We start from the raw sequence: 19,318 nt of genomic DNA, 5'->3' as shown, positions 1-19,318 counted from the left end.
ACGATGTTTGGAAGAAAAGGCAACGACAACGCCGGCAGGGGCGTTCCCGAGTTCCGCGCGCCGGCCCCGGTGGCCGCGCAGCAGGCCGGAGACGTGGCGCCTTCGCCTTCCCACCAGGCACAGGCCAAGGCTCCGCAGAAGAACGTTCCCGTGCCGCCGCCCGCTCCTGCAAGCCGGCCGCAGCGCGAGCGCTCCGACACCTATTACGACACCAAGAGCCAGGTCTTCTCGGCCCTGATCGACACGATCGACCTGTCGCAGCTTGCCAAGCTCGATCCGGAAGCGGCGCGCGAGGAAATCCGCGACATCGTCAACGACATCATCGCGATCAAGAACTTCGCGATGTCCATCGCCGAACAGGAAGAACTCCTCGAGGACATCTGCAATGACGTCCTGGGCTTCGGACCGCTGGAACCGCTGCTCGCCCGCGACGACATCGCCGACATCATGGTCAACGGTGCGCAGAACGTCTACATCGAAGTGAACGGCAAGACCGAGAAGACGGCGGTGCGCTTCCGCGACAACCAGCAGCTTCTCAACATCTGCCAGCGCATTGTCAGCCAGGTCGGCCGCCGTGTCGACGAATCGAGTCCGATCTGCGACGCCCGCCTCATCGACGGATCGCGCGTGAATGTCATCGCACCGCCGCTGGCCATCGACGGCACCGCGCTCACCATCCGCAAGTTCAAGAAGGACAAGCTGACGCTCGACCAGCTTGTCAAGTTCGGCGCCATTTCGCCGGAAGGCGCGGAGGTGCTCAAGATCATCGGGCGCGTTCGCTGCAACGTCATCATTTCCGGCGGCACCGGCTCCGGCAAGACCACGCTGCTCAACTGCCTGACCAACTACGTCGACCGCGACGAGCGCGTGATCACCTGCGAGGACTCCGCCGAACTGCAGCTTCAGCAGCCCCATGTGGTGCGCCTTGAAACCCGCCCGCCGAACCTGGAGGGCGAGGGCGAGATCACCATGCGCGATCTGGTCAAGAACTGCCTGCGCATGCGCCCGGAGCGGATCATCGTCGGCGAAGTGCGTGGCCCTGAGGTCTTCGACCTGCTTCAGGCCATGAACACCGGCCACGACGGCTCCATGGGCACGATCCACGCCAATACCCCGCGCGAATGTCTCAACCGCATGGAATCCATGATCGCCATGGGCGGCTTTTCGCTGCCCCAGCGCACCGTGCGCGAGATCATCGTCGGCTCCGTGGACGTGATCATCCAGGCGGCTCGCCTGCGCGACGGTTCACGCCGCATCACCCACGTGACCGAAGTGATCGGCATGGAAGGCGACATGATCACCACGCAGGACATCATCCTCTACGACATGAAGGGTGAGGACGCGAGCGGCAAGATCGTGGGCGAACACCGGTCGACCGGCATCGGACGCCCCCATTTCTGGGAGCGGGCCCGCTACTTCGGAGAGGAAGCGCGGCTGGCCAGTGCCTTGTCGGCCATGGAGGAAAGCCAGCGTGCCTGACGTGAGTGCGGCAAGTTGAGAGGGAACGGGCATGTTCGGCATTGACATCACCATATTGGCGATCGTGGCGCTGGCCGGGCTCTCGGCCGGCGCGGTTGCCTATGCCTTCCTGTTCAACAGGATCGAGACCGAACGCCAGAGCGGACGGCGCCTCGAGACCATCAAGAAGGCCGAGACCGACCGGTCCGTCGTCAAGGCCGCGCGCGACCGCAACCAGGAAGCTGCCAAGCGCAAGAAGAACATCCAGGACACGCTGAAGGATCTGGAAGCCAAGCAGCGCAACGCCGCCTCCGTCATCAAGCGGCCGCCGCTCAAGGTTCAGATCAGGCAGGCCGGGATGGATGTCACGCTCCAGCGATTTTACATTGTCTCCGTCTTCGTCGGCATCGCCGTGGTCGTTCCGGTCGCGGTGGCCGGCATAGCGCCCATGCCGCTGCTCACGCTTCCCGGTCTTTTCGTTGCGGCTGCGTTCGGCCTGCCGCGATGGTTCATCGGTTTCATGCGCGGGCGCCGCGTGAAGGCCTTCCTGATCGAATTCCCCAACGCGCTCGATGTCATCGTGCGCGCGGTGAAGTCGGGCTTGCCGCTCAATGACGGGATTCGCCTGATTGCCTCGGAGGCACAGGAACCGGTCCGCACCGAGTTCCGCCGTATCGTGGAAGCGCAGCAGGTGGGCATGTCGGCGCCCGAGGCGGCCATGCGCATGCCCGAGACCATGCCCTGCCCCGAGGCCGCCTTCTTCGGCGTGGTCATCCAGATCCAGCAGCAGGCGGGCGGCAATCTCTCCGAGGCGCTTGGCAACCTGTCGCGCGTCCTGCGAGACCGCAAGCGGATGAAGGATCGCGTCAAGGCGCTGGCCGCCGAGGCCAAGGCCTCAGCCATGATCATCGGCGCCCTGCCGTTCATCGTCGCCACGCTGGTCTATGTGACAAGCCCGAATTACATCATGCCGCTTTTCACCACCTCCTCCGGTCACATGCTGCTGGCAGGCGCCGGAGTGTGGATGTCAATCGGGATATTCATGATGAAGAAAATGATGGATTTCGAGGTTTGATCCCATGACAGCCGATCAGATCGCACAACAGATTTTCAGCCCGGCATTCCTTGTCGCCCTACTCGTCGGACTTGCTGTCTTCGCCACCATCCTGACGGTCGTGCCGTCGTTCGGCGGCGACGAACTCAAGGGCCGCATGAAGTCGGTCGCGCTGGAGCGCGACGAGTTGCGCGCCCGGCAGCGCGCGCAACTGGCTGCAGAGAACGACCGCAACCGGCGGGGACTGCGCGAGCAGGATGTCGGCGGCATGAAGTCCATCGTCGACCGGCTGGACCTGCGCAAGATGCTGGCGGACGAAAACACCGTCAACTCGCTCAGGATGGCCGGTTTCCGCGGCCAGAACCCGCTCACGAAGTTTCTGTTTTTCCGCCTGGTCTTGCCGCCGGTCGGCTTCGCCCTGGTCGCGCTCTATGTCTACGGACTGGGCGCCCTTGCCGATCAGCCGGGCTTCATGCGCCTGGTCGTCTGTATCGTCGGCGCCTATGCCGGCTTCTACGCGCCCATCATCTATGTCAAGAACCTGGCGTCCAAGCGGCGCACCTCCATTCGCAAGGCATGGCCCGACGCGCTCGACCTGCTCCTGATCTGCGTGGAATCGGGCATGTCCGTGGAAGCCGCCTTCCGCCGCGTCGCGGAGGAAATCGGCACGCAGTCCATCGACCTGGCCGAGGAATTCGTCCTGACCAACGCCGAGCTGTCTTTCCTGCCCGAACGCCGTCAGGCCTATGAGAACCTGGCCATCCGCACCGGCCTCGATTCGGTCAAGAGCGTGTCCCAGGCCCTGATCCAGGCCGAACGCTACGGCACGCCCGTTGCCCACGCCCTGCGCGTCCTTGCCAACGAGAGCCGAGAGCAGCGCATGAACGAGGCCGAGAAGAAGGCCGCGGCGCTGCCGCCCAAACTGACCGTGCCGATGATCCTGTTCTTCCTGCCGGTCCTCTTCATCGTCATTCTCGGCCCGGCCGGCATCAACATCTCCCAGAAGGGACTGCTCGACTGACCGGACAGGGGAAGGCGCCGGGCCGGCGCCCTTCCCTCAATCATGCAGCCGGCAGCCTTGCCTGCCGCGCGGCAAGCCGGTGACGGATGCCCCGGTCTTGCAGGCCGGGGCTTTTTCACAGGGTCAGGATAGGCGGGGAGGGATGGGCGTCGCCGCCTGCCGGAAGCGACGCGGGAACCCGATTGCTGCAAAGGGCGCGCAAACGCGTGTGAACGTGTCGGCGCGCCGGTCCGGCGATCCGGCCTTGCTGGCTCAGTTCGTCTTTTTCGACTTGTCGGAGAGCTTGGCCCAGCTGTTCTGCTGCGCGAGGATCGAGCGCAGATAGGCCACGTTGGCGCTGGCCTGTTGCGGGTCGAGTTCCTGTGCGGCGATCTGCTCGGCCTCGTCGAAACGGCCCTGCAGGCCGACGACGAGCGCGAGGTTCTGGCGCACACGGCTGTCGGCGCCCGGTGCCTGCACGGCCTGGCGCATGTGCTGTTCCGCGGTGGCGAGGTCGCCGGACAACACGTAGGACATGCCCAGGTTTGACAGAATGGAGGCTTCGTTGGGCTGAAGCGTCAGCGCCTTCCTGTAGAGCGTGCGCGCGGCATCCGCCTGACCGAGCTGGTCGAGAATGGCCGCTTCGGCGGAAACGAGGCGCCAGTCCGGATATTCCGGCGTCTGGGCGCGGCGCACCGCGTCGAGCGCGGGTTCGAGCTGGCCGGCTGCGGCGAGCGACTTGCCATAGGCAGCCAGCACGTCACGGTCGTTCGGATGATAGATGGCCGTCTTGCGCATCACGGCCAGTGCCTGGTCCGTGCGATTGGTCATCATCAGAACCTTGGCATAGGCCATGGCGGTCTGCTTGTTCTTCGGATCGCCGGAATAGGCCTTGCCGAAACTTGCAGCCGCCGCGCCAAGCTCGCTCTCGTTCATCTGCTCGACGGGCTTGGAGATGCGCGCTCCCACCGAACCGGTCGTCAGGCGCTTGCTGGCGCATCCGGAAAGGCCGAGTGCCAGGACGAGGAGGCTCGTCGTGGCCAGGCTTGCGATGCGGAAGCGGGATTGACGGCGCTTGGAAATCATGCGGCTCACCTGCGGAAACGATGGCGGACCCGGCCGGTCCTCTTCCCTGTGAGCAATAATCTGTTAACCCTAACAGTTCGTTAATTCCCGCATCCCGAAGGAGTTTCCATGCCTGTCACCCTCGTCGCAGCGCCGCTGCCCGAAGCCCGTCCTGTTCATTGCGTCGGCAAGGGTGGCCTGGAGACCGCCGGCCTGGATGCCGCCGCGCTCAACTGGGCCAGGGCGAACGGCTTCGAGGGCGCGGCGGGCGAAGTGCTTGTCCTGCCCGGCATCGATGGCGGGCTGGCCGGTGCGCTGTTCGGCACCGGAGACGGAATGAAGGCAGGGTATGGCGCGCTCGGCTACGGTGCGCTGGCGGGCAAGTTGCCGGAAGGTGCCTGGACCTTCGCGGCGCCGCCGCAAGACGCCGCGCTGGCCTGCCTCGGCCTGATGCTGGGCGGCTATGCCTTTACCCGCTATGGAAAGAAGGACGGGCGTGCGCTCACCTTTGCCGTACCCGGTGGCGTCGATCCGGAAGCGGTCACACGGCAGGCCGAAGCCCACCGCCTGACGCGCGACCTGGTCAACACCCCGGCCTGCGACATGGGCCCGTCGGCGCTGGAAGCGGCGGCCCGTGACCTGGCCGCCCGGCATGGCGCATCGATCACGGTCATTGCCGGCGACAGCCTGCTGGACAACAATTTTCCGATGATCCACGCGGTCGGCCGCGCCGCGGCGGAAGTGCCGCGCCTCATCGACATGCAATGGGGCGAGGATGACGCCCCGAAGGTCACGCTGGTCGGCAAGGGCGTCTGCTTCGATACCGGCGGGCTCGACATCAAGCCGCCCAGTTCCATGCTCAACATGAAGAAGGACATGGGCGGCGCGGCCAATGTCCTGGGTCTGGCGGACATGCTGATGGGCGCCGGCGCTAGGATCAGGCTTCGCGTGCTCATCCCGGCGGTGGAAAATTCGATCGCCGGCAATGCCTTCCGGCCCGGCGACATCCTGAAGAGCCGGCAGGGCCTGACCGTCGAGATCGGCAATACGGATGCGGAAGGAAGGCTGGTGCTGGCAGACGCGCTGACCCTGGCGGGCGAGGAAGCACCCGATCTGCTGGTTGACATGGCGACCCTGACCGGCGCGGCGCGCGTGGCGCTCGGCCCCGACCTGCCGCCCTTCTACACCGCCGACGAGACGCTTGCCGCCGCGCTTGCCGATGCCGCGCGCGAACGCGCCGATCCCCTCTGGCGCATGCCGCTCTGGCAGCCCTATGACAGCGACCTGGCCTCGAAGGTGGCCGACGTGAACAACGTCACCACTGGCGGCTTCGCCGGCTCCGTCACCGCCGCGCTTTTCCTCCAGCGTTTCGCGGGCGGGGCGAAAAGCTGGGTTCATTTCGACATCTTCGCCTGGAATCCGTCGGCCCGTCCGCATGGCCCCGCCGGTGGCGAGGCGCAGGCCATCCGCGCCCTGGAAAAGGTGATCGCGGACCGCTATGGCTGACCTTCCGCCCGGACCGGAAAACGGATACGGTTCCGAAACGTTCAACCGGCAGGCAGGCCCCGATGTCCGTTCACATGAGACCGAGCCAGGCCTTGCGCCTCTGGCAGGAGACCGCTCTGGATGAGGTCCGTTCAGGCCACCCGGACCTCAGCTTTCGCCAGGCGGCCATCCTGCTGACGATCTATCTGGATCCGCCGCCGCATACCATTCGCGCCCTTGCCGCCCGCCTCGGCGTCACCAAGCCGGTCATCACGCGCGCGCTCGACACGATGGGCGCGATGAACCTTGTCTCGCGCCATCGCGATCCTGATGACCGGCGCAACGTGCTGGTCAGGCGCACCGTCGAAGGCGCGCTCTATGTCGAGCGGTTCGGCGACCGGATCGTCGCGAAGGCCGCGGAGTTGCCATTGTGACCGCCCTTGATCGCCGTCTTCATGTCTTCCGGCCCGATCTGGCAGACATCCGCCTTCAGGGACGCGTCGAGGCAGCGCGTTTCGTGGCCGGCGAACCGGCGCGCATCGCCGTCCCCGTCGCCGACGTGAAATCCGCGCCGGACGCCGCCGCCGGCATGGATACGCAATTCCTGCTGGGCGACGACGTGGAGGTGTTCGAGCGCCTGGATGGCTGGGCATGGGTGCAGGGCAGGCGGGACAACTATGTCGGTTATGTCGCGGAAACGGCCCTCGGTCCCGTGGCGGCGGACCTGACGCAACAGGTGTCGGTGCCGCGCACGGTCTGTTACGCGGAACCGGACATGAAGCGCCCCGTGACGCGCCATTTGTCGATTGGCAGCCGGCTTGCGGTCACCGGGCAGGCTGAGACGCGCGGCCTTGCCTATGGCCGGACGGAGGCCGGCGACTGGATCGTCATGGGCCATCTCGCGCCGCTCGCCGCCGCGCCTCTGACCGCCGATTACGTGAGCATTGCCGAAATCCTGCTGCACACGCCCTATCTGTGGGGCGGCACGTCGGCCTTCGGGATCGACTGTTCGGGTCTCGTGCAGTTGAGCCTGCGCATGGCGGGACGCGATGTGGTGCGCGACACCGACATGCAGGCGGCAGGGCTCGGTCATTCCATTGCGCGCACGGATCTTCGGCGCGGCGATCTCGTTTTCTGGAAGGGCCATGTCGCCATCATGACCGATGCGGCCACGCTCATCCATGCCAACGGCCATACCATGACCGTCGCCACGGAACCGCTCGACGATGCGGTCACGCGCATCAGCTACCTGTATGGACAGCCGACCGCGTTCAGGCGGGTTCAGTAGCCGGCCTTGGGGTCGATCACGTTTTCCAGCGGCTTGCCCTGCCGGAGGCGGGCGATCTGGCCCATGACATAATCGACGACCGCGCTGCGCTTCGACCAGGCCGCCGCATGGGGCGTGATGACGAGATTGGGCGCGTCCCAGGCCGGATGCCCTGACGGCAGCGGTTCGGTCTCGAACACGTCCAGCGAGGCGCCGGCCAGCGTGCCGTCGTGCAGGGCGGCCACGACATCGGCATCCACCTGGGTCTTGCCCCGCCCGGCATTGATGTAGACCGGCGCGCCGAAAACGCCGTCTCGCGCCAGCTTCTCAAGGAAGGCGTGGTTGACGAGACCCTCCGTCTCTGCCGTTCGCGGCAGCAGCGAGACGAGAAAATCGGTCTGGCCGAGAAAGGCATCCAGCTCTTCTTCGCCGGCAAAGCATTCCATGCCGTCCGTGGCCTTGCGCGTCCGGCTCCAGCCGGAAAGCCTGAAGCCGAAGGGCTTCAGCTTGGCCGCGGCATCGCTGCCCAGCACGCCGAGCCCCATGATCCCGACCCGCACATCCTCCGCACCCGGCTGCGGCAGGGCCCGCCAGACGTGGTCGCGTTGCTGCAGTCGGTAGCGGCCGTGCTGGCGCAGATGGTGCAGGCATTGCAGCACGATCCATTCGCTCATCCGGTTGGTGAGGTCGTCGCCGACATAGCGCACCACCGGAATGGCCGGCAGGGCAACGCCGGAGCGCGTGATGTGGTCTACGCCCGCCCCCAGCGAGAACAGCGCCTTCATGTGGCCGATCCTGTCGAGCAGCGCGGCATCCGGCGCCCAGACGATGGCATAGGCGCAATCGCGAAGCGTGGCATCGTCCATGCCGGGCTCATACCAGCGCACGGCTTCATCGGGGTAATGTTGGGCGAAGACCGGCAGCCAGTCTTCCGCCCGGTCGTCGCCCACGGCGATCAGGATCGCCTCTGCGCTCATGTCGCGGCCTCCGTCATTCTCGTTTTCAGTGCCTCCCGGTCCTGCCCGGCAAACCAGTTGAGCGCCAGCAAGGCGAAACCGTTGCGAAAGGCGCCGCGCCCGGCCGCATCGATGGCGTCGCCGGCCGGCACGGCGAAGGGCCGGATGTCCTCGTCGTCGTCCTCGCCCGCCCGTTCCGGCAGCCGCGAACTGTCGACGCGTGCCAGGAACAGGAAGGCGTGTTCCGTCGTGATGCCGGGCGAGGGAAGGAATTCAAGGCATGGCATCATCGCCAGTGCGGCCAGTCCCGTCTCCTCGCGCAGTTCGCGCGCCGCCGCGATCTCCGGTGTTTCGCCATCCTCCACGCCGCCCGCCACGATTTCCACCAGCGAGCCGCAGCCGGTCGCAAGATGGGCCGCCGGCCGGAACTGGCGGATCAGGACCAGCCTGTCGCGGTCCGGATCCCAGGCGATGACGGCCGCTACCTTGGCGCCCTCGTGGATGTCGCGGGTCATGACGCCGCTCCATCCGCCATCATGCTGGCGGTGGCGAAGCACGAAGCGCAACATGCGGCGGAAACCCTCCGACAGGACCGAACGCCCGCTGATCTCCGTCTCGACCGGCCGGTCTTCCAGACCCGGGCCCGTCACTGGCTCACCACGCCGGACGGCGCCGTCTCGATGTTGAAGGCCGCCGCGATCAGTGCCCGCGTGTAGTCGGTCTGCGGATTCTCGAAGATCTGGTCGGCGGGGCCGTATTCGACGACGCGTCCGCCGCGCATGACAATGACCTCGTTGGCCAGCGCCCGCACCACCTTCAGGTCATGGGAAATGAAGAGGTAGGCCAGATCGTGCCGCTTCTGCAGGTCGCGCAACAGGTCCACCACCTGCGCCTGCACGCTCATGTCCAGCGCCGATGTCGGTTCGTCCAGCATGACGAAGCGCGGGTTCAGCACCATGGCGCGCGCAATGGCGATGCGCTGCCGCTGCCCGCCCGAAAATTCGTGCGGATAGCGGTGCCGGCTTGAGGGATCGAGCCCCACCTCCTTCAGCACGGCGACCACGCGCTCGTCGCGCTCGGCCCGGCCGAGGCCGGGAAAATGGATCGTCATGCCTTCCTCGATGATTTCGGAGACCGACATGCGCGGACTGAGCGAACCGAAAGGGTCCTGGAACACGATCTGCAGATGAGAACGCAAGGGCAGCATGTCCTTGAAGGAATGCGTATCGATGCGTTTGCCCTCGAAGGTGATGGCGCCCTGCGACTGGATCATGCGCGCCAGCGCCAGGCCGAGCGTGGTCTTGCCGGAGCCCGATTCGCCGACCACACCCAGCGTCTGGCCGGCCTTCACCGTCACGTCGATGCCGTCCACCGCCTTCACATGGTCCACCACCTTGCGGAAGAAACCCTGCCGCACCGGGAACCAGACCTTGATCTGCTCGCCCTGCATGACGGTCCTGGCGGAAGGGTCTCCGGCGGGCGGATGCCCCTTGGGCTCGGCGGCCAGCAGGTGGCGGGTATAGTCGTGCTGCGGGTTGTCGAAGATTTCGCGCGTCGGCCCGCTTTCGACGATCTTGCCCTTCGTCATCACGCAGACCCGGTCGGCGATCTTGCGCACGATGCCGAGGTCATGGGTGATGAACAGCATGGACATGTTGTGCTGCGACTTCAGCCGGGCCAGCAGTTCGAGGATCTGCGCCTGCACGGTCACGTCCAGCGCCGTCGTCGGTTCGTCGGCGATCAGCAGGCGCGGTTCGTTGGCCAGCGCCATGGCGATCATCACACGCTGGCGCTGCCCGCCCGACAGCTGGTGCGGGTAGGAGCCGAGCCGCTTTTCCGGCTCGCGGATACCCACCTGGTTGAGCAGTTCCAGCACGCGCGCCCGGGCGTTCCTGTCATCCATGCCCTGGTGCAGCTTGAGCACTTCCGCGATCTGTTTCTCGATCGTGTGGAGCGGATTGAGCGAGGTCATCGGCTCCTGGAAGATCATGGAAATGGCGTTGCCGCGCACGCGCATGAGGTCGCGCTCGTCATTGTCGAGCAGGTCGTCGCCGTCGAACAGGATCTTGCCGGACGGGTGGCTTGCTGCCGGGTAGGGCAGCAGCTTGAGCACCGACAGAGCAGAGACCGACTTGCCGGATCCCGATTCGCCGACCAGCGCAACCGTTTCTCCCGGCATGATGTCGAAGGAGATATGATCGACCGCTGTCACATCGTTTCCGCCGACCTTGAAGGCGACGGACAGGTCCTGGACGGAGAGCAGGGGCGCCTTGTTCATCGGAACGTCTTTCTCGGGTCGAAGGCGTCGCGCGTTGCCTCGCCGATGAAGATCAGCAGGGAAAGCATCAGCGAGATCACCACGAAGCCGGTGATGCCGAGCCATGGTGCCTGCAGGTTCTTCTTGCCTTGGGCCAGCAATTCGCCGAGCGAGGCGGAGCCGGGCGGCAGGCCGAGGCCAAGGAAGTCCAGCGAGGTCAGCGAGGTGATCGACCCGTTCAGGATGAAGGGCAGGAAGGTCAGCGTCGCCACCATGGCATTGGGCAGCAGGTGGCGGAACATGATCGTGCGGTTGGAGACGCCGAGCGCGCGCGCCGCGTTGACATATTCGAAATTGCGCGCGCGCAGGAACTCCGCCCGCACCACGCCGACGAAGGAGACCCACGAGAACAGGAGCATGATGCCGAGCAGGATCCAGAAGCCCGGCGGCAGCACCGAGGCGATGATCAGGATCAGGAACAGGACCGGGATCGAGGACCAGATCTCGATGAAGCGCTGGAAGATCAGGTCCATCCAGCCGCCGAAATAGCCCTGCACCGCGCCCGCGCTGACGCCGATGACCGCCGAGAACAGCGTCAGCGTCAGGCCGAACAGCACGGAGATGCGGAAGCCGTAGATGACGCGCGCCAGCACGTCGCGCGCCTGGTCGTCCGTGCCCAGCCAGTTCCAGTTGCCCATGTTGCAGTTGGGATCGGCGGCGCCATCGGCATACTGGCTGCAGCGTTCCTCCGGCGTGTACATCCAGGACGGCTTGGCGGGGGCCGCTTCCGGGATTTCACGGTTCACCGTGCGGTAATTGTAGCGGATCGGCGGCCACAACATCCAGCCATTGGCCTCGATCTCCTCCTGGATCACCGGGTCGCGATAGTCGGTGATGGCCAGGAAGCCGCCGAACTTTTCCTCCGGATAATCGACCAGGACCGGCGACAGCAACTCGCCCTTGTAGGAGATCAGCACCGGCTTGTCGTTGGCCACGAACTCCGCCATCAGCGTCACGACGAACAGCACGAGGAAGATCCACAGCGACCAGTAGCCGCGCCGGTTGGCCTTGAAGTTCTGCCAGCGCCGCTGGTTGAGCGGCGACAGGAAGGGCTTGCGCGGCATCGATCCTGCGGTGGCGGTCCGGTCGTGGACGGTCTTGTCCATCACACGTCCCTCCGCTCGAAGTCGATGCGCGGGTCGATCCAGGTATAGGTCAGGTCGGAGATCAGCCCGATCAGCAGGCCCATCAGCGAGAAGATGTAGAGCGTGGCGAAAACCACCGGATAGTCACGGTCGATGACCGACTTGAAGCCGAGCAGGCCCAGTCCGTCGAGCGAGAAGATCTGTTCGATCAGCAGCGACCCGGTGAAGAAGGCGCCGATGAAGGCGCCGGGAAAGCCGGCGATGATGATCAGCATGGCATTCCGGAAGACATGGCCGTAAAGCAGCTGGCGTTCGGTCAGCCCCTTGGCGCGCGCAGTCACCACATATTGCTTCTTGATCTCGTCGAGGAAGGAATTCTTCGTCAGCAGCGTCAGCGTGGCGAACTGCGAAAGCACCATGGCCGTCAGCGGCAGGGTGAGGTGCCAGAAATAGTCGATGATGCGTTCGGGCCAGGAGAGTTCGTTCCAGTTTTCCGATGTCAGGCCGCGCAGCGGAAACAGGTCCCAGAACGATCCGCCGGCAAACAGCACGATCAGCAGCACCGCGAACAGGAAGCCGGGAATGGCATAGCCCACGATGATGACGGCCGATGTCCAGACATCGAAGGCCGATCCGTCCTTCACCGCCTTGCGGATGCCGAGCGGAATCGAGATCGAATAGGAGATGAGCGTCAGCCACAGCCCGAGCGAAATCGAGACCGGCATCTTCTCCAGGATGAGGTCGATGACCGAGGTGGAGCGGAAATAGCTCTCGCCGAAATCGAACCGGGCATAGTTCCACAGCATCAGGCCGAAGCGCTCGTACCAGGGCTTGTCGAAGCCGAACTGCTGTTCGAGCTGGCGGATGAATTCCGGGTCGAGACCCTGTGCGCCGCGATATTTCGAGGAAACATCGCCTCCGCCGGAATCGAAGCCCTGGTTCTGGCCGCCGAAATCCCCGCCGCCGCCGGATATGCGGTCCGTGGCGCTGCCGCCCTGGCCGGTGAGTTGCGCGATCACCTGTTCCACCGGTCCGCCCGGCGCGAACTGGATGACGGCGAAGGATACCGCCATGATCCCGAGCAGGGTCGGGATCATCAGCAGCAGGCGCCGGAGGATATAGGCGCCCATTAGGAGTGTCCCCGCTTCGTCACGGCCTGTCGTGCGTCGTCACGCCTTGCCAATCGCCCTTGCCTTCTCTTCATCCACCCACCAGAGCCGCTCCGGCGAAAAGCCGTAATCCGGCTTCGGTTCGGCATAACCGAACATGTCCCAGAAGGCTGCCCGGTGATTCGCCGCATGCCAATTTGGAATCCAGTCTCGCCGCGCGCGCAAGACCCGGTCGAGCGCGCGCATGGCAATCGTCATGGCCTCGCGCGTCTCTGCCCGGCCGATCGTGTCGATGAGCGCGTCCACCGCCGGGTCGGCCGTGCCCGGCAGGTTGCGCGTTCCGGGCGCCTGTGCCGCTTCCGACGAGAAGATCAGCGCCAGCCCTTCGCGGGTCGGCGTGGCGCCATGGTTGAGCGCGATGCCGACCATGTCGAATTCATAGTCGCGCAGACGCGTCTCGAATTGCGAGGCATCGACGAGCCGCGAGGACGCGTCGATGCCGACGGCGCGCAGGTTCTCGATGAAGGGTTGCAGGACGCGCACGAAGGTCTGGTCGCGCACCAGGATTTCCAGCGTCAGCGGCGCGCCGTTACCATCCTCAAGCAAGCCGTTGCCGCCGCGGCTGTAACCCATATCCGAGAGGAGCCGTGCCGCCTGCGACAGGAGCCGCCGGTCGCGGCCGGAACCGTCGGAGACGGGCATGGTCACCGGCTCGCCGAACACCTCGTCGGGCAGGCTGCCCCGCCAGGGCTCCAGCAATTCCAGTTCTTCCGCCGAGGGTGGCCCGCTGGCAACGAAACCGGAGCCGGAAAACAGCGACTGCGACCGCTCGTAGGAGCCGTAGAACAGTTTCTCGCGTGTCCACTGGAAATCGAAGCACAGGTTGATGGCCTGCGACATGCGCCGGTCGGCCAGGTGCGGCCGCCGCCGGTTGATCGCCCAGCCCTGCATCGTGGCGTATTTCTCGCGCGGGAAGGTGCGCTTGACGACCTTGCCTTCGGCGATGGCCGGGAAATCATATTCCGTGGCCCAGGTCTTGGAGGTGAATTCCTGCCGGAACAGGGTGATCCCCTTCTTGAAGGCTTCGAAGCCGGCCTGCCGGTCGCGGTAGTAGTCGATGCGGATGCGGTCGAAATGGAACTGCCCGCGCATGACCGGCAGATCGCGGCCCCAATAGTCGGCCACCCGCTCATATTCGATGAACAGCCCGGCCTGCGCCTCGGCCACGCGGAACGGGCCTGAAGACATCAAGGGAGTCATCTTGGTCTGGTCGAAGGCGAAACCCTCGAAGAACGCCTCCTGCAGGATCGGGAAGGTCGCCGCCGTCAGGATGGTCCGGTCCGAATGCTGGCCGGAAAAGACGAGATCCACCGTGCGCTCGTCCACCGCCACGGCGTCGTTGAGTTCGCGCAGCGGCTGGCTGAGCGAAGGGTGCGCCTCCGGCGTCTTGAATGTCCGGTAGGAGAAGGCGACGTCCTGCGCCGTCACCGGCGAGCCGTCATGGAAGCGGGCGCCCTCGCGCAGGACGAAGCGGTAGGTCCTGCGGTCAGGCGAAATCGTCACGCTTTCGGCCAGCAGGCCGTAGATCGCGTCCGGCTCGTCGAGCGCCCGCGTCATCAGCGCGTCGAAGCACAGTTCCATGCGCATGGGCGCATTGCCGCGAAACGTGAAGCTGTTGAGCGTGTCGAAGGTCTGGGCACCCTGGTTGAAGGCCCAGTTGGGCGGCGAGAAATTGAACGTTCCGCCCTTCGGTGCTCCAGGGTTGGCATAGGCGAAATGGTTGAAGTCCGGCCCGTATTTCAGTTCGCCGAAGGCCGACAGGCCGTGCAGCGGCGTTTCGGCGGGCAGGGCGGCGAGCCCCGGCAGCCCGGTCAGCGGCAGGAGCGCCGCCGAACCGGCAAGCGTCAGGAAGCTCCTGCGCGTCGGTCTCACGGTCATGGCCTCAGCCCTGCTTGCCAACGCGTTGCGCCTTCTCGGCGTCCCACCACCAGACAGCCGGGAAGCCGTGGTTGTATTCCGGCAGCGGGTCGGGATGGCCGAACCGGTCCCAGTAGACGATGCGGTCGAAGGGATAATACCATTGCGGAACGACATAGTGATGGTGCAGCAGGGCGCGGTCGAGCGCCCGCGTCGCCGCTACCAGGTCTTCCCGGCTGCGGGCGAAGATGATCTCGTCGATGAGGCGGTCGATGCCCTCGTCGGCGATGCCGGCGTAATTACGCGAGCCCGCCCGGTCCTTCGATTCCGATCCCCAGTAATTGCGCTGCTCGTTGCCCGGCGACAGGCTCTGCCCCCAGTTGGAGATCACCATGTCATAGTCGAAACTGCGCCACCGGTTGATGAAGGCCGAGGTCTCGATCTCGCGATAGCTGGCATCGATGCCGATCTTGCGCAGGTTCTCCACATAGGGCAGCACGATCTTGCCGAAATCGCGGCCCGAAATGTCGAGGATTTCGAAGGCGAGGGGTTCGCCCGTTGCGGCATGGACCATCTTGCGGTCGCGCAATTCATAGCCCGCCTCGCGCAGCAGGCGAACCGCCTCGCGCAGGTTGGAGCGCAGGTTCGCGTCGCTTCCGCCCACCGGGTTGGCATAGGCCTCGGTGAAGACGGTTTCGGGCAGCAGGTCGCGGTATTTCTCCAGGATTTCGAGCTCGCGGCCTTCCGGCAACCCGCTCGACGCCAGTTCCGTGCCGGCGAAGTAGCTGTCATTGCGCAGGTAGAGGTCGAACAGCACCGTGCGGTTGGTGGTCTCGAAGTCGAAGGCATAGTTCAGCGCGCGGCGCACCCGCCAGTCCTGGAACTGCTTGCGACGCTGGTTCGGCACGAAGGCCTGCATGGAACCCGATGCCTTGTCCGGATAGGCGAGCAGCTTCACATGACCCGCCGCGCGGCCCGGGAAGATGGACGGCTCGTAGGCCGTGACCCAGTTCTTGGCCGAGTTTTCCAGCCGGAAGTCGTAGGCGTCGGCCTTCAGGGCCTCCACGATCACCGCGCCGTCGCGGTAGTATTCGTATTCCACCTCGTCGAAATTGTTCTGGCCGACATTGGTGGGCAGATCGGCGCCCCAATAGTCGGCAACGCGCTCGAAGGTCACCGAGCGCCCCGCATCCACCCGGCCGATGCGGTATGGCCCGGATCCCAGCGGCGGCTCCATCGTGCTGCGCGAGATGTCGCGGGGGCTGCCGTCCGGCCCCGTGCCTTCCCACCAGTGTTTCGGCACCACCATCAACTGGCCCATGATGTGCGGGAGTTCCCGGTTGCCGCTCACGTTGAAGAAGAAGGTGACCTCGTTGTCGCCGGTTTTCTCCGCGCCGACAACGTTGCGGTAGTAGAAGCGGATCTGCGGGTTGAGTTCGGATTGCTTCTGGAAGCTCCAGATCGCGTCCTCCGCTGTCACCGGCTTGCCGTCATGCCAGCGCGCCTTCGGGTTCATGCGGAAGGACACCCATGAGAAATCGGCCGGGTAACGCATCGCTTCCGCCAGAAGCCCGTATTCGGCCGAAATGTTCAGTTCGTCGAGGCTCGTCGTCATGAGGGTCTCGAAGACGAGGCCGAGGCCTGTCGCCACTTCCCCTTTCGGCGGGATGGGATTGAAGCTGTCGAAGGAACCGAGCGTGGCCATGCGCGCCCGCCCGCCCTTGGGCGCGTCGGGGTTCACATAGTCGAAATGGGTGAAATCGGCCGGATAGCGCGGTGTGCCGCTCAGCGCGGTGGCGTGATGCCAATCCTCGGCCTCGCGCGCTGCCTGATCGGGCAGGGACGGGTTTTCGATGGGGATTTCGACGGCGGCCGCGCGACCAAGGATCAGGGGAGACAGGGCAGCCGAAAGAAGAAGGCTGCGACGGGTCAGGACGAGATCGGGAAACGCCATCGTCGGAAGTGTCCTTTCATGCCATGGCCAGGAAACGGCGCCGCCACGGCCGCGCCGGTCACGATTTGTAACCTATGGCTTTTTGTGGCGAATGAAAGGGCGCCCGCAGCCGCCAACATTACGGGAGCATTAAAAAAGCCGGCGCGGAGGCCGGCTTTCTTCAATTCGTCGTGAGCAGACCTTACTGGGCCTGGCTCTCGCCCTCGGCGGCTGCGCCGTCGGCCGGCGCGACAGCCGTGTCGCCTTCGGCCGGTGCCTCTGCGGCATCACCCTCGGCGGGCAGCGGGAGCGGGCTGTCGGCCTGCTCGCGCAGCCAGGCGATCAGGTTGGCGCGCTCGTCGACTTTCTTGAGGCCGGCAAAGCCCATGGAGGTGCCGCTGATATACTTCTTCGGCGCGGCCAGGAAGGCATTCAGGTTCTTGTATTCCCAGTTGACCGACTGGCCCTGGGAATATTCCTGCATGGCGCCGGAATAGGAGAAGCCCTCGTGGCTGGCGACCGGACGGCCGACCACGCCCCACAGGTTCGGGCCGACCTTGTTGGCGCCACCCTTTTCGACCGTGTGGCAGGACGCGCACTTCTTGAACACCGATTCGCCCGCGCCAAGATCGGCGCTGGCCAGCAGCGGCGCGACCGGTTCCGGTCCGGTATCGGCAGGGGCCTCGGGCGCTGCGCCGCCGGCGTCCTCCGCAACCTCGATCACGTAACCGGGCGTCTCCGGAGCATGCGTCGCGAAGATCGCATCCGAGGCAATGGCCAGCGAGAACACCACGAAGACGGTGCCCAGTGTCGCGCCGATGAATTTGTTGAGTTCAAACGAGTCCATTTCCCAGAGGCTCCTGCATGCTTTCCCGCCGCTTTGCCCCCTGCCGCGGCATTCACCATGACGTGCGGGCACACCTATCCCTCGACCGGCGGGCCGGTTTTTGGTCGCGCGGAACCTATGTCTTTTGCACCTTCGTTGCAACACATATAAAGAGCCTCCCACTGAGACTTTTTGCCACTTTCCGCGAGTGATCCCTTCATGAAACCGATTGTCCTGATCCCGGCCCGCATGGCTTCGACGCGCCTGCCCGGAAAGCCGCTCGCCGACATTGCCGGCGCGCCGATGATCGTCCAGGTCGCCCGACGGGCCGCCGAGGCGGATTGCGGGCGCGTCGTCGTCGCCACCGATGCGCCGGAGGTGTTCGAGGCCGTGCGCGCTGCCGGTTTCGAGGCGGTGATGACCGGAAGCCACCACCAGTCGGGATCGGACCGCATCTTCGAGGCGCTGCAGGCGCTTGATCCTGAAGGCGCCCACGATGTCGTCCTCAATGTGCAGGGCGACCTGCCGACCATCGATCCGGCGACCGTTCGTTCTGCCCTGAACCCACTGGAAGACGCCGGCGTGGACATCGCCACGCTCACCGTGGAGATCACCCGCGAGGAAGAACGGACCAATCCCAACGTGGTCAAGGTGGTCGGGACGCCCGTCGCGGCGGACCGCCTGCGGGCGCTCTATTTCACCCGCGCAACGGCGCCCTGGGGCGAAGGTCCGCTGTTCCACCATATCGGCCTCTATGCCTGGCGCCGCGACGCGCTGGCGCGCTTTGTCGCCCTGCCGCCGTCGATTCTGGAACGGCGCGAGAAACTGGAGCAATTGCGTGCACTCGAAGCCGGCATGCGCATCGACGCCGAAATCGTTGACACGGTGCCTCTCGGGGTGGATACGCCCGACGACCTCGAACGCGCCCGCCGGATGCTGGGCTGAAGGAACATGACCATGGCCGCCAAGACCAACCGCATTGCCTTCCAGGGCGAACCCGGCGCAAATTCCGATACTGCCTGCCGGGACATGTTCCCCGCCATGGAGCCGATGCCCTGTCCCACCTTCGAGGATGCCTTCGTTGCGGTGGAAGGCGGCAAGGCCGATCTCGCCATGATCCCGATCGAGAACACCATCGCCGGGCGCGTGGCGGACATCCACCATCTCCTGCCGGAAAGCCGGCTGCATATCGTCGGCGAATATTTCCTGCCGATCCACTTTCAGCTCATGGTCCTGCCGGAGGCCGACATGGCCGGCATCAAGGCCGTGCACAGCCACATCCATGCCCTCGGCCAGTGCCGCAAGATCATCCGCAAGCATCGCTGGAAACCTGTGGTGGCTGGTGATACGGCGGGCGCCGCCCGCTTCGTGCGCGACCTTGGCGACGTGACCCAGGCCGCGCTCGCCCCGCGCCTGGCCGCCGACCTCTATGGCCTGAAGATCATCGCCTCGGATGTCGAGGACCAGGAGAACAACGTCACCCGTTTCGTCGTCCTGTCGCGCGACAAGGTCATCCCTGCCCGCGTCGATGGCGAGATGATGATGACCACCTTTGTCTTCCGGGTGCGCAACATTCCGGCCGCGCTCTACAAGGCCATGGGCGGTTTCGCCACCAACGGCGTGAACATGACCAAGCTGGAAAGCTACCAGATGGGCGGCAAGTTCTTCGCCACCCAGTTCTATGCCGATATCGAGGGTCATCCGGACGACGACAATGTGCGCCTGGCGCTCGAGGAACTGGCGTTTTTCTCGCGCGACGTGCGCGTGCTGGGGGTCTACGAGGCCCACCCCTTCCGCGCCACCCAGGCGGAGGAAGCCGACGGGCGCTGACGCGGCGCGGGCGGAA

Annotated in this window: 17 protein-coding genes; 8 read left to right on the top strand and 9 right to left on the bottom strand. The window is 65.3% G+C overall.

What is annotated here, in order from left to right:
- Nucleotides 1–3: 3 nt before the first annotated feature.
- Genes ACLB6G_RS00250 through ACLB6G_RS00240 form a run of 3 tightly spaced genes read left to right on the top strand, consistent with a single transcriptional unit; the run spans nt 4 to nt 3,533 of the window.
- On the top strand, nt 4–1,479 hold the full coding sequence (locus ACLB6G_RS00250; RefSeq protein WP_410354099.1) for a CpaF family protein: 1,476 nt from the start codon (nt 4–6) through the stop codon (nt 1,477–1,479).
- 31 nt (nt 1,480–1,510) lie between these two features.
- Nucleotides 1,511–2,533, top strand: coding sequence for a type II secretion system F family protein (locus tag ACLB6G_RS00245; protein ID WP_410354098.1), 1,023 nt, complete (start codon nt 1,511–1,513; stop codon nt 2,531–2,533).
- Between the two features lie 4 nt (nt 2,534–2,537).
- Nucleotides 2,538–3,533, top strand: a complete 996-nt coding sequence (locus ACLB6G_RS00240; protein WP_410354097.1) for a type II secretion system F family protein — start codon at nt 2,538–2,540, stop codon at nt 3,531–3,533.
- A 252-nt stretch (nt 3,534–3,785) separates the two neighbouring features.
- Here the strand turns inward: ACLB6G_RS00240 and ACLB6G_RS00235 are convergent, their stop codons facing one another.
- Nucleotides 3,786–4,598 (bottom strand): tetratricopeptide repeat protein, encoded by an 813-nt coding sequence (locus ACLB6G_RS00235; protein ID WP_410354096.1) that lies wholly within the window; start codon nt 4,596–4,598, stop codon nt 3,786–3,788.
- A gap of 108 nt (nt 4,599–4,706) precedes the next feature.
- Here ACLB6G_RS00235 and ACLB6G_RS00230 point away from each other — a divergent pair, with 108 nt between their 5' ends.
- The 3 genes from ACLB6G_RS00230 (at nt 4,707) to ACLB6G_RS00220 (ending at nt 7,350) form a co-directional block, all read left to right on the top strand.
- Nucleotides 4,707–6,083, top strand: coding sequence for a leucyl aminopeptidase family protein (locus ACLB6G_RS00230; protein ID WP_410354095.1), 1,377 nt, complete (start codon nt 4,707–4,709; stop codon nt 6,081–6,083).
- A gap of 62 nt (nt 6,084–6,145) precedes the next feature.
- Complete coding sequence (locus ACLB6G_RS00225; protein ID WP_410354094.1) at nt 6,146–6,496, top strand: MarR family winged helix-turn-helix transcriptional regulator; 351 nt, start codon at nt 6,146–6,148, stop codon at nt 6,494–6,496.
- Nucleotides 6,493–7,350 carry a C40 family peptidase gene (locus tag ACLB6G_RS00220; protein WP_410354093.1) on the top strand — a complete coding sequence of 286 codons (858 nt, stop codon included), beginning with the start codon at nt 6,493–6,495 and terminating at the stop codon, nt 7,348–7,350. The genes ACLB6G_RS00225 and ACLB6G_RS00220 overlap by 4 nt, the downstream gene beginning before the upstream one ends.
- Here ACLB6G_RS00220 and ACLB6G_RS00215 read toward each other — a convergent pair.
- The 8 genes from ACLB6G_RS00215 to ACLB6G_RS00180 all read right to left on the bottom strand — a co-directional run bounded on the left by ACLB6G_RS00215 (nt 7,344) and on the right by ACLB6G_RS00180 (nt 17,493).
- Nucleotides 7,344–8,306 (bottom strand): 2-hydroxyacid dehydrogenase, encoded by a 963-nt coding sequence (locus ACLB6G_RS00215; protein WP_410354091.1) that lies wholly within the window; start codon nt 8,304–8,306, stop codon nt 7,344–7,346. The two genes, ACLB6G_RS00220 and ACLB6G_RS00215, sit on opposite strands and share 7 nt — an antisense overlap.
- On the bottom strand, nt 8,303–8,935 hold the full coding sequence (locus ACLB6G_RS00210) for an NUDIX domain-containing protein (RefSeq protein WP_410354090.1): 633 nt from the start codon (nt 8,933–8,935) through the stop codon (nt 8,303–8,305). The genes ACLB6G_RS00215 and ACLB6G_RS00210 overlap by 4 nt, the downstream gene beginning before the upstream one ends.
- The gene (locus ACLB6G_RS00205) at nt 8,932–10,563 is read right to left on the bottom strand and encodes an ABC transporter ATP-binding protein (protein ID WP_410354089.1); all 1,632 of its coding nucleotides are present in this window, start codon (nt 10,561–10,563) and stop codon (nt 8,932–8,934) included. The genes ACLB6G_RS00210 and ACLB6G_RS00205 overlap by 4 nt, the downstream gene beginning before the upstream one ends.
- Nucleotides 10,560–11,708, bottom strand: coding sequence for an ABC transporter permease (locus ACLB6G_RS00200; RefSeq protein ID WP_410354088.1), 1,149 nt, complete (start codon nt 11,706–11,708; stop codon nt 10,560–10,562). The genes ACLB6G_RS00205 and ACLB6G_RS00200 overlap by 4 nt, the downstream gene beginning before the upstream one ends.
- On the bottom strand, nt 11,708–12,817 hold the full coding sequence (locus ACLB6G_RS00195) for a microcin C ABC transporter permease YejB (protein WP_410354087.1): 1,110 nt from the start codon (nt 12,815–12,817) through the stop codon (nt 11,708–11,710). The genes ACLB6G_RS00200 and ACLB6G_RS00195 overlap by 1 nt, the downstream gene beginning before the upstream one ends.
- Before the next feature lie 39 nt (nt 12,818–12,856).
- Complete coding sequence (locus ACLB6G_RS00190) at nt 12,857–14,734, bottom strand: extracellular solute-binding protein (RefSeq protein WP_410354086.1); 1,878 nt, start codon at nt 14,732–14,734, stop codon at nt 12,857–12,859.
- 4 nt (nt 14,735–14,738) lie between these two features.
- A complete protein-coding gene (locus ACLB6G_RS00185; RefSeq protein WP_410354085.1) occupies nt 14,739–16,667 on the bottom strand; it encodes an extracellular solute-binding protein in 1,929 nt (642 codons plus the stop codon).
- Between the two features lie 181 nt (nt 16,668–16,848).
- Complete coding sequence (locus ACLB6G_RS00180; RefSeq protein ID WP_410354084.1) at nt 16,849–17,493, bottom strand: c-type cytochrome; 645 nt, start codon at nt 17,491–17,493, stop codon at nt 16,849–16,851.
- A 198-nt stretch (nt 17,494–17,691) separates the two neighbouring features.
- Here ACLB6G_RS00180 and ACLB6G_RS00175 point away from each other — a divergent pair, with 198 nt between their 5' ends.
- A complete protein-coding gene (locus ACLB6G_RS00175; RefSeq protein WP_410354083.1) occupies nt 17,692–18,417 on the top strand; it encodes a 3-deoxy-manno-octulosonate cytidylyltransferase in 726 nt (241 codons plus the stop codon).
- A gap of 12 nt (nt 18,418–18,429) precedes the next feature.
- Nucleotides 18,430–19,302 carry a prephenate dehydratase gene (locus ACLB6G_RS00170; RefSeq protein WP_410354082.1) on the top strand — a complete coding sequence of 291 codons (873 nt, stop codon included), beginning with the start codon at nt 18,430–18,432 and terminating at the stop codon, nt 19,300–19,302.
- Nucleotides 19,303–19,318: the final 16 nt, after the last annotated feature.

The organism is Zhengella sedimenti, from assembly GCF_046506625.1.
Taxonomy (GTDB): Bacteria; Pseudomonadota; Alphaproteobacteria; order Rhizobiales; family Rhizobiaceae; genus Zhengella; species Zhengella sedimenti.
The sequence above is the reverse complement of the archived record's forward strand: the minus strand, read 5'-3'. Positions and strand labels throughout refer to the sequence as shown.

What these genes read in the sequence shown, in the direction of transcription:
- ACLB6G_RS00215 (WP_410354091.1), bottom strand. Translation starts at nt 8,306, where the DNA reads ATGAGCGCAGAGGCGATCCTGATCGCCGTGGGCGACGACCGGGCGGAA.
- ACLB6G_RS00200 (WP_410354088.1), bottom strand. Translation starts at nt 11,708, where the DNA reads ATGGACAAGACCGTCCACGACCGGACCGCCACCGCAGGATCGATGCCG.
- ACLB6G_RS00235 (WP_410354096.1), bottom strand. Translation starts at nt 4,598, where the DNA reads ATGATTTCCAAGCGCCGTCAATCCCGCTTCCGCATCGCAAGCCTGGCC.
- ACLB6G_RS00170 (WP_410354082.1), top strand. Translation starts at nt 18,430, where the DNA reads ATGGCCGCCAAGACCAACCGCATTGCCTTCCAGGGCGAACCCGGCGCA.
- ACLB6G_RS00185 (WP_410354085.1), bottom strand. Translation starts at nt 16,667, where the DNA reads ATGGCGTTTCCCGATCTCGTCCTGACCCGTCGCAGCCTTCTTCTTTCG.
- ACLB6G_RS00245 (WP_410354098.1), top strand. Translation starts at nt 1,511, where the DNA reads ATGTTCGGCATTGACATCACCATATTGGCGATCGTGGCGCTGGCCGGG.
- ACLB6G_RS00250 (WP_410354099.1), top strand. Translation starts at nt 4, where the DNA reads ATGTTTGGAAGAAAAGGCAACGACAACGCCGGCAGGGGCGTTCCCGAG.
- ACLB6G_RS00230 (WP_410354095.1), top strand. Translation starts at nt 4,707, where the DNA reads ATGCCTGTCACCCTCGTCGCAGCGCCGCTGCCCGAAGCCCGTCCTGTT.
- ACLB6G_RS00240 (WP_410354097.1), top strand. Translation starts at nt 2,538, where the DNA reads ATGACAGCCGATCAGATCGCACAACAGATTTTCAGCCCGGCATTCCTT.
- ACLB6G_RS00205 (WP_410354089.1), bottom strand. Translation starts at nt 10,563, where the DNA reads ATGAACAAGGCGCCCCTGCTCTCCGTCCAGGACCTGTCCGTCGCCTTC.
- ACLB6G_RS00190 (WP_410354086.1), bottom strand. Translation starts at nt 14,734, where the DNA reads ATGACCGTGAGACCGACGCGCAGGAGCTTCCTGACGCTTGCCGGTTCG.
- ACLB6G_RS00195 (WP_410354087.1), bottom strand. Translation starts at nt 12,817, where the DNA reads ATGGGCGCCTATATCCTCCGGCGCCTGCTGCTGATGATCCCGACCCTG.
- ACLB6G_RS00225 (WP_410354094.1), top strand. Translation starts at nt 6,146, where the DNA reads ATGTCCGTTCACATGAGACCGAGCCAGGCCTTGCGCCTCTGGCAGGAG.
- ACLB6G_RS00175 (WP_410354083.1), top strand. Translation starts at nt 17,692, where the DNA reads ATGAAACCGATTGTCCTGATCCCGGCCCGCATGGCTTCGACGCGCCTG.
- ACLB6G_RS00180 (WP_410354084.1), bottom strand. Translation starts at nt 17,493, where the DNA reads ATGGACTCGTTTGAACTCAACAAATTCATCGGCGCGACACTGGGCACC.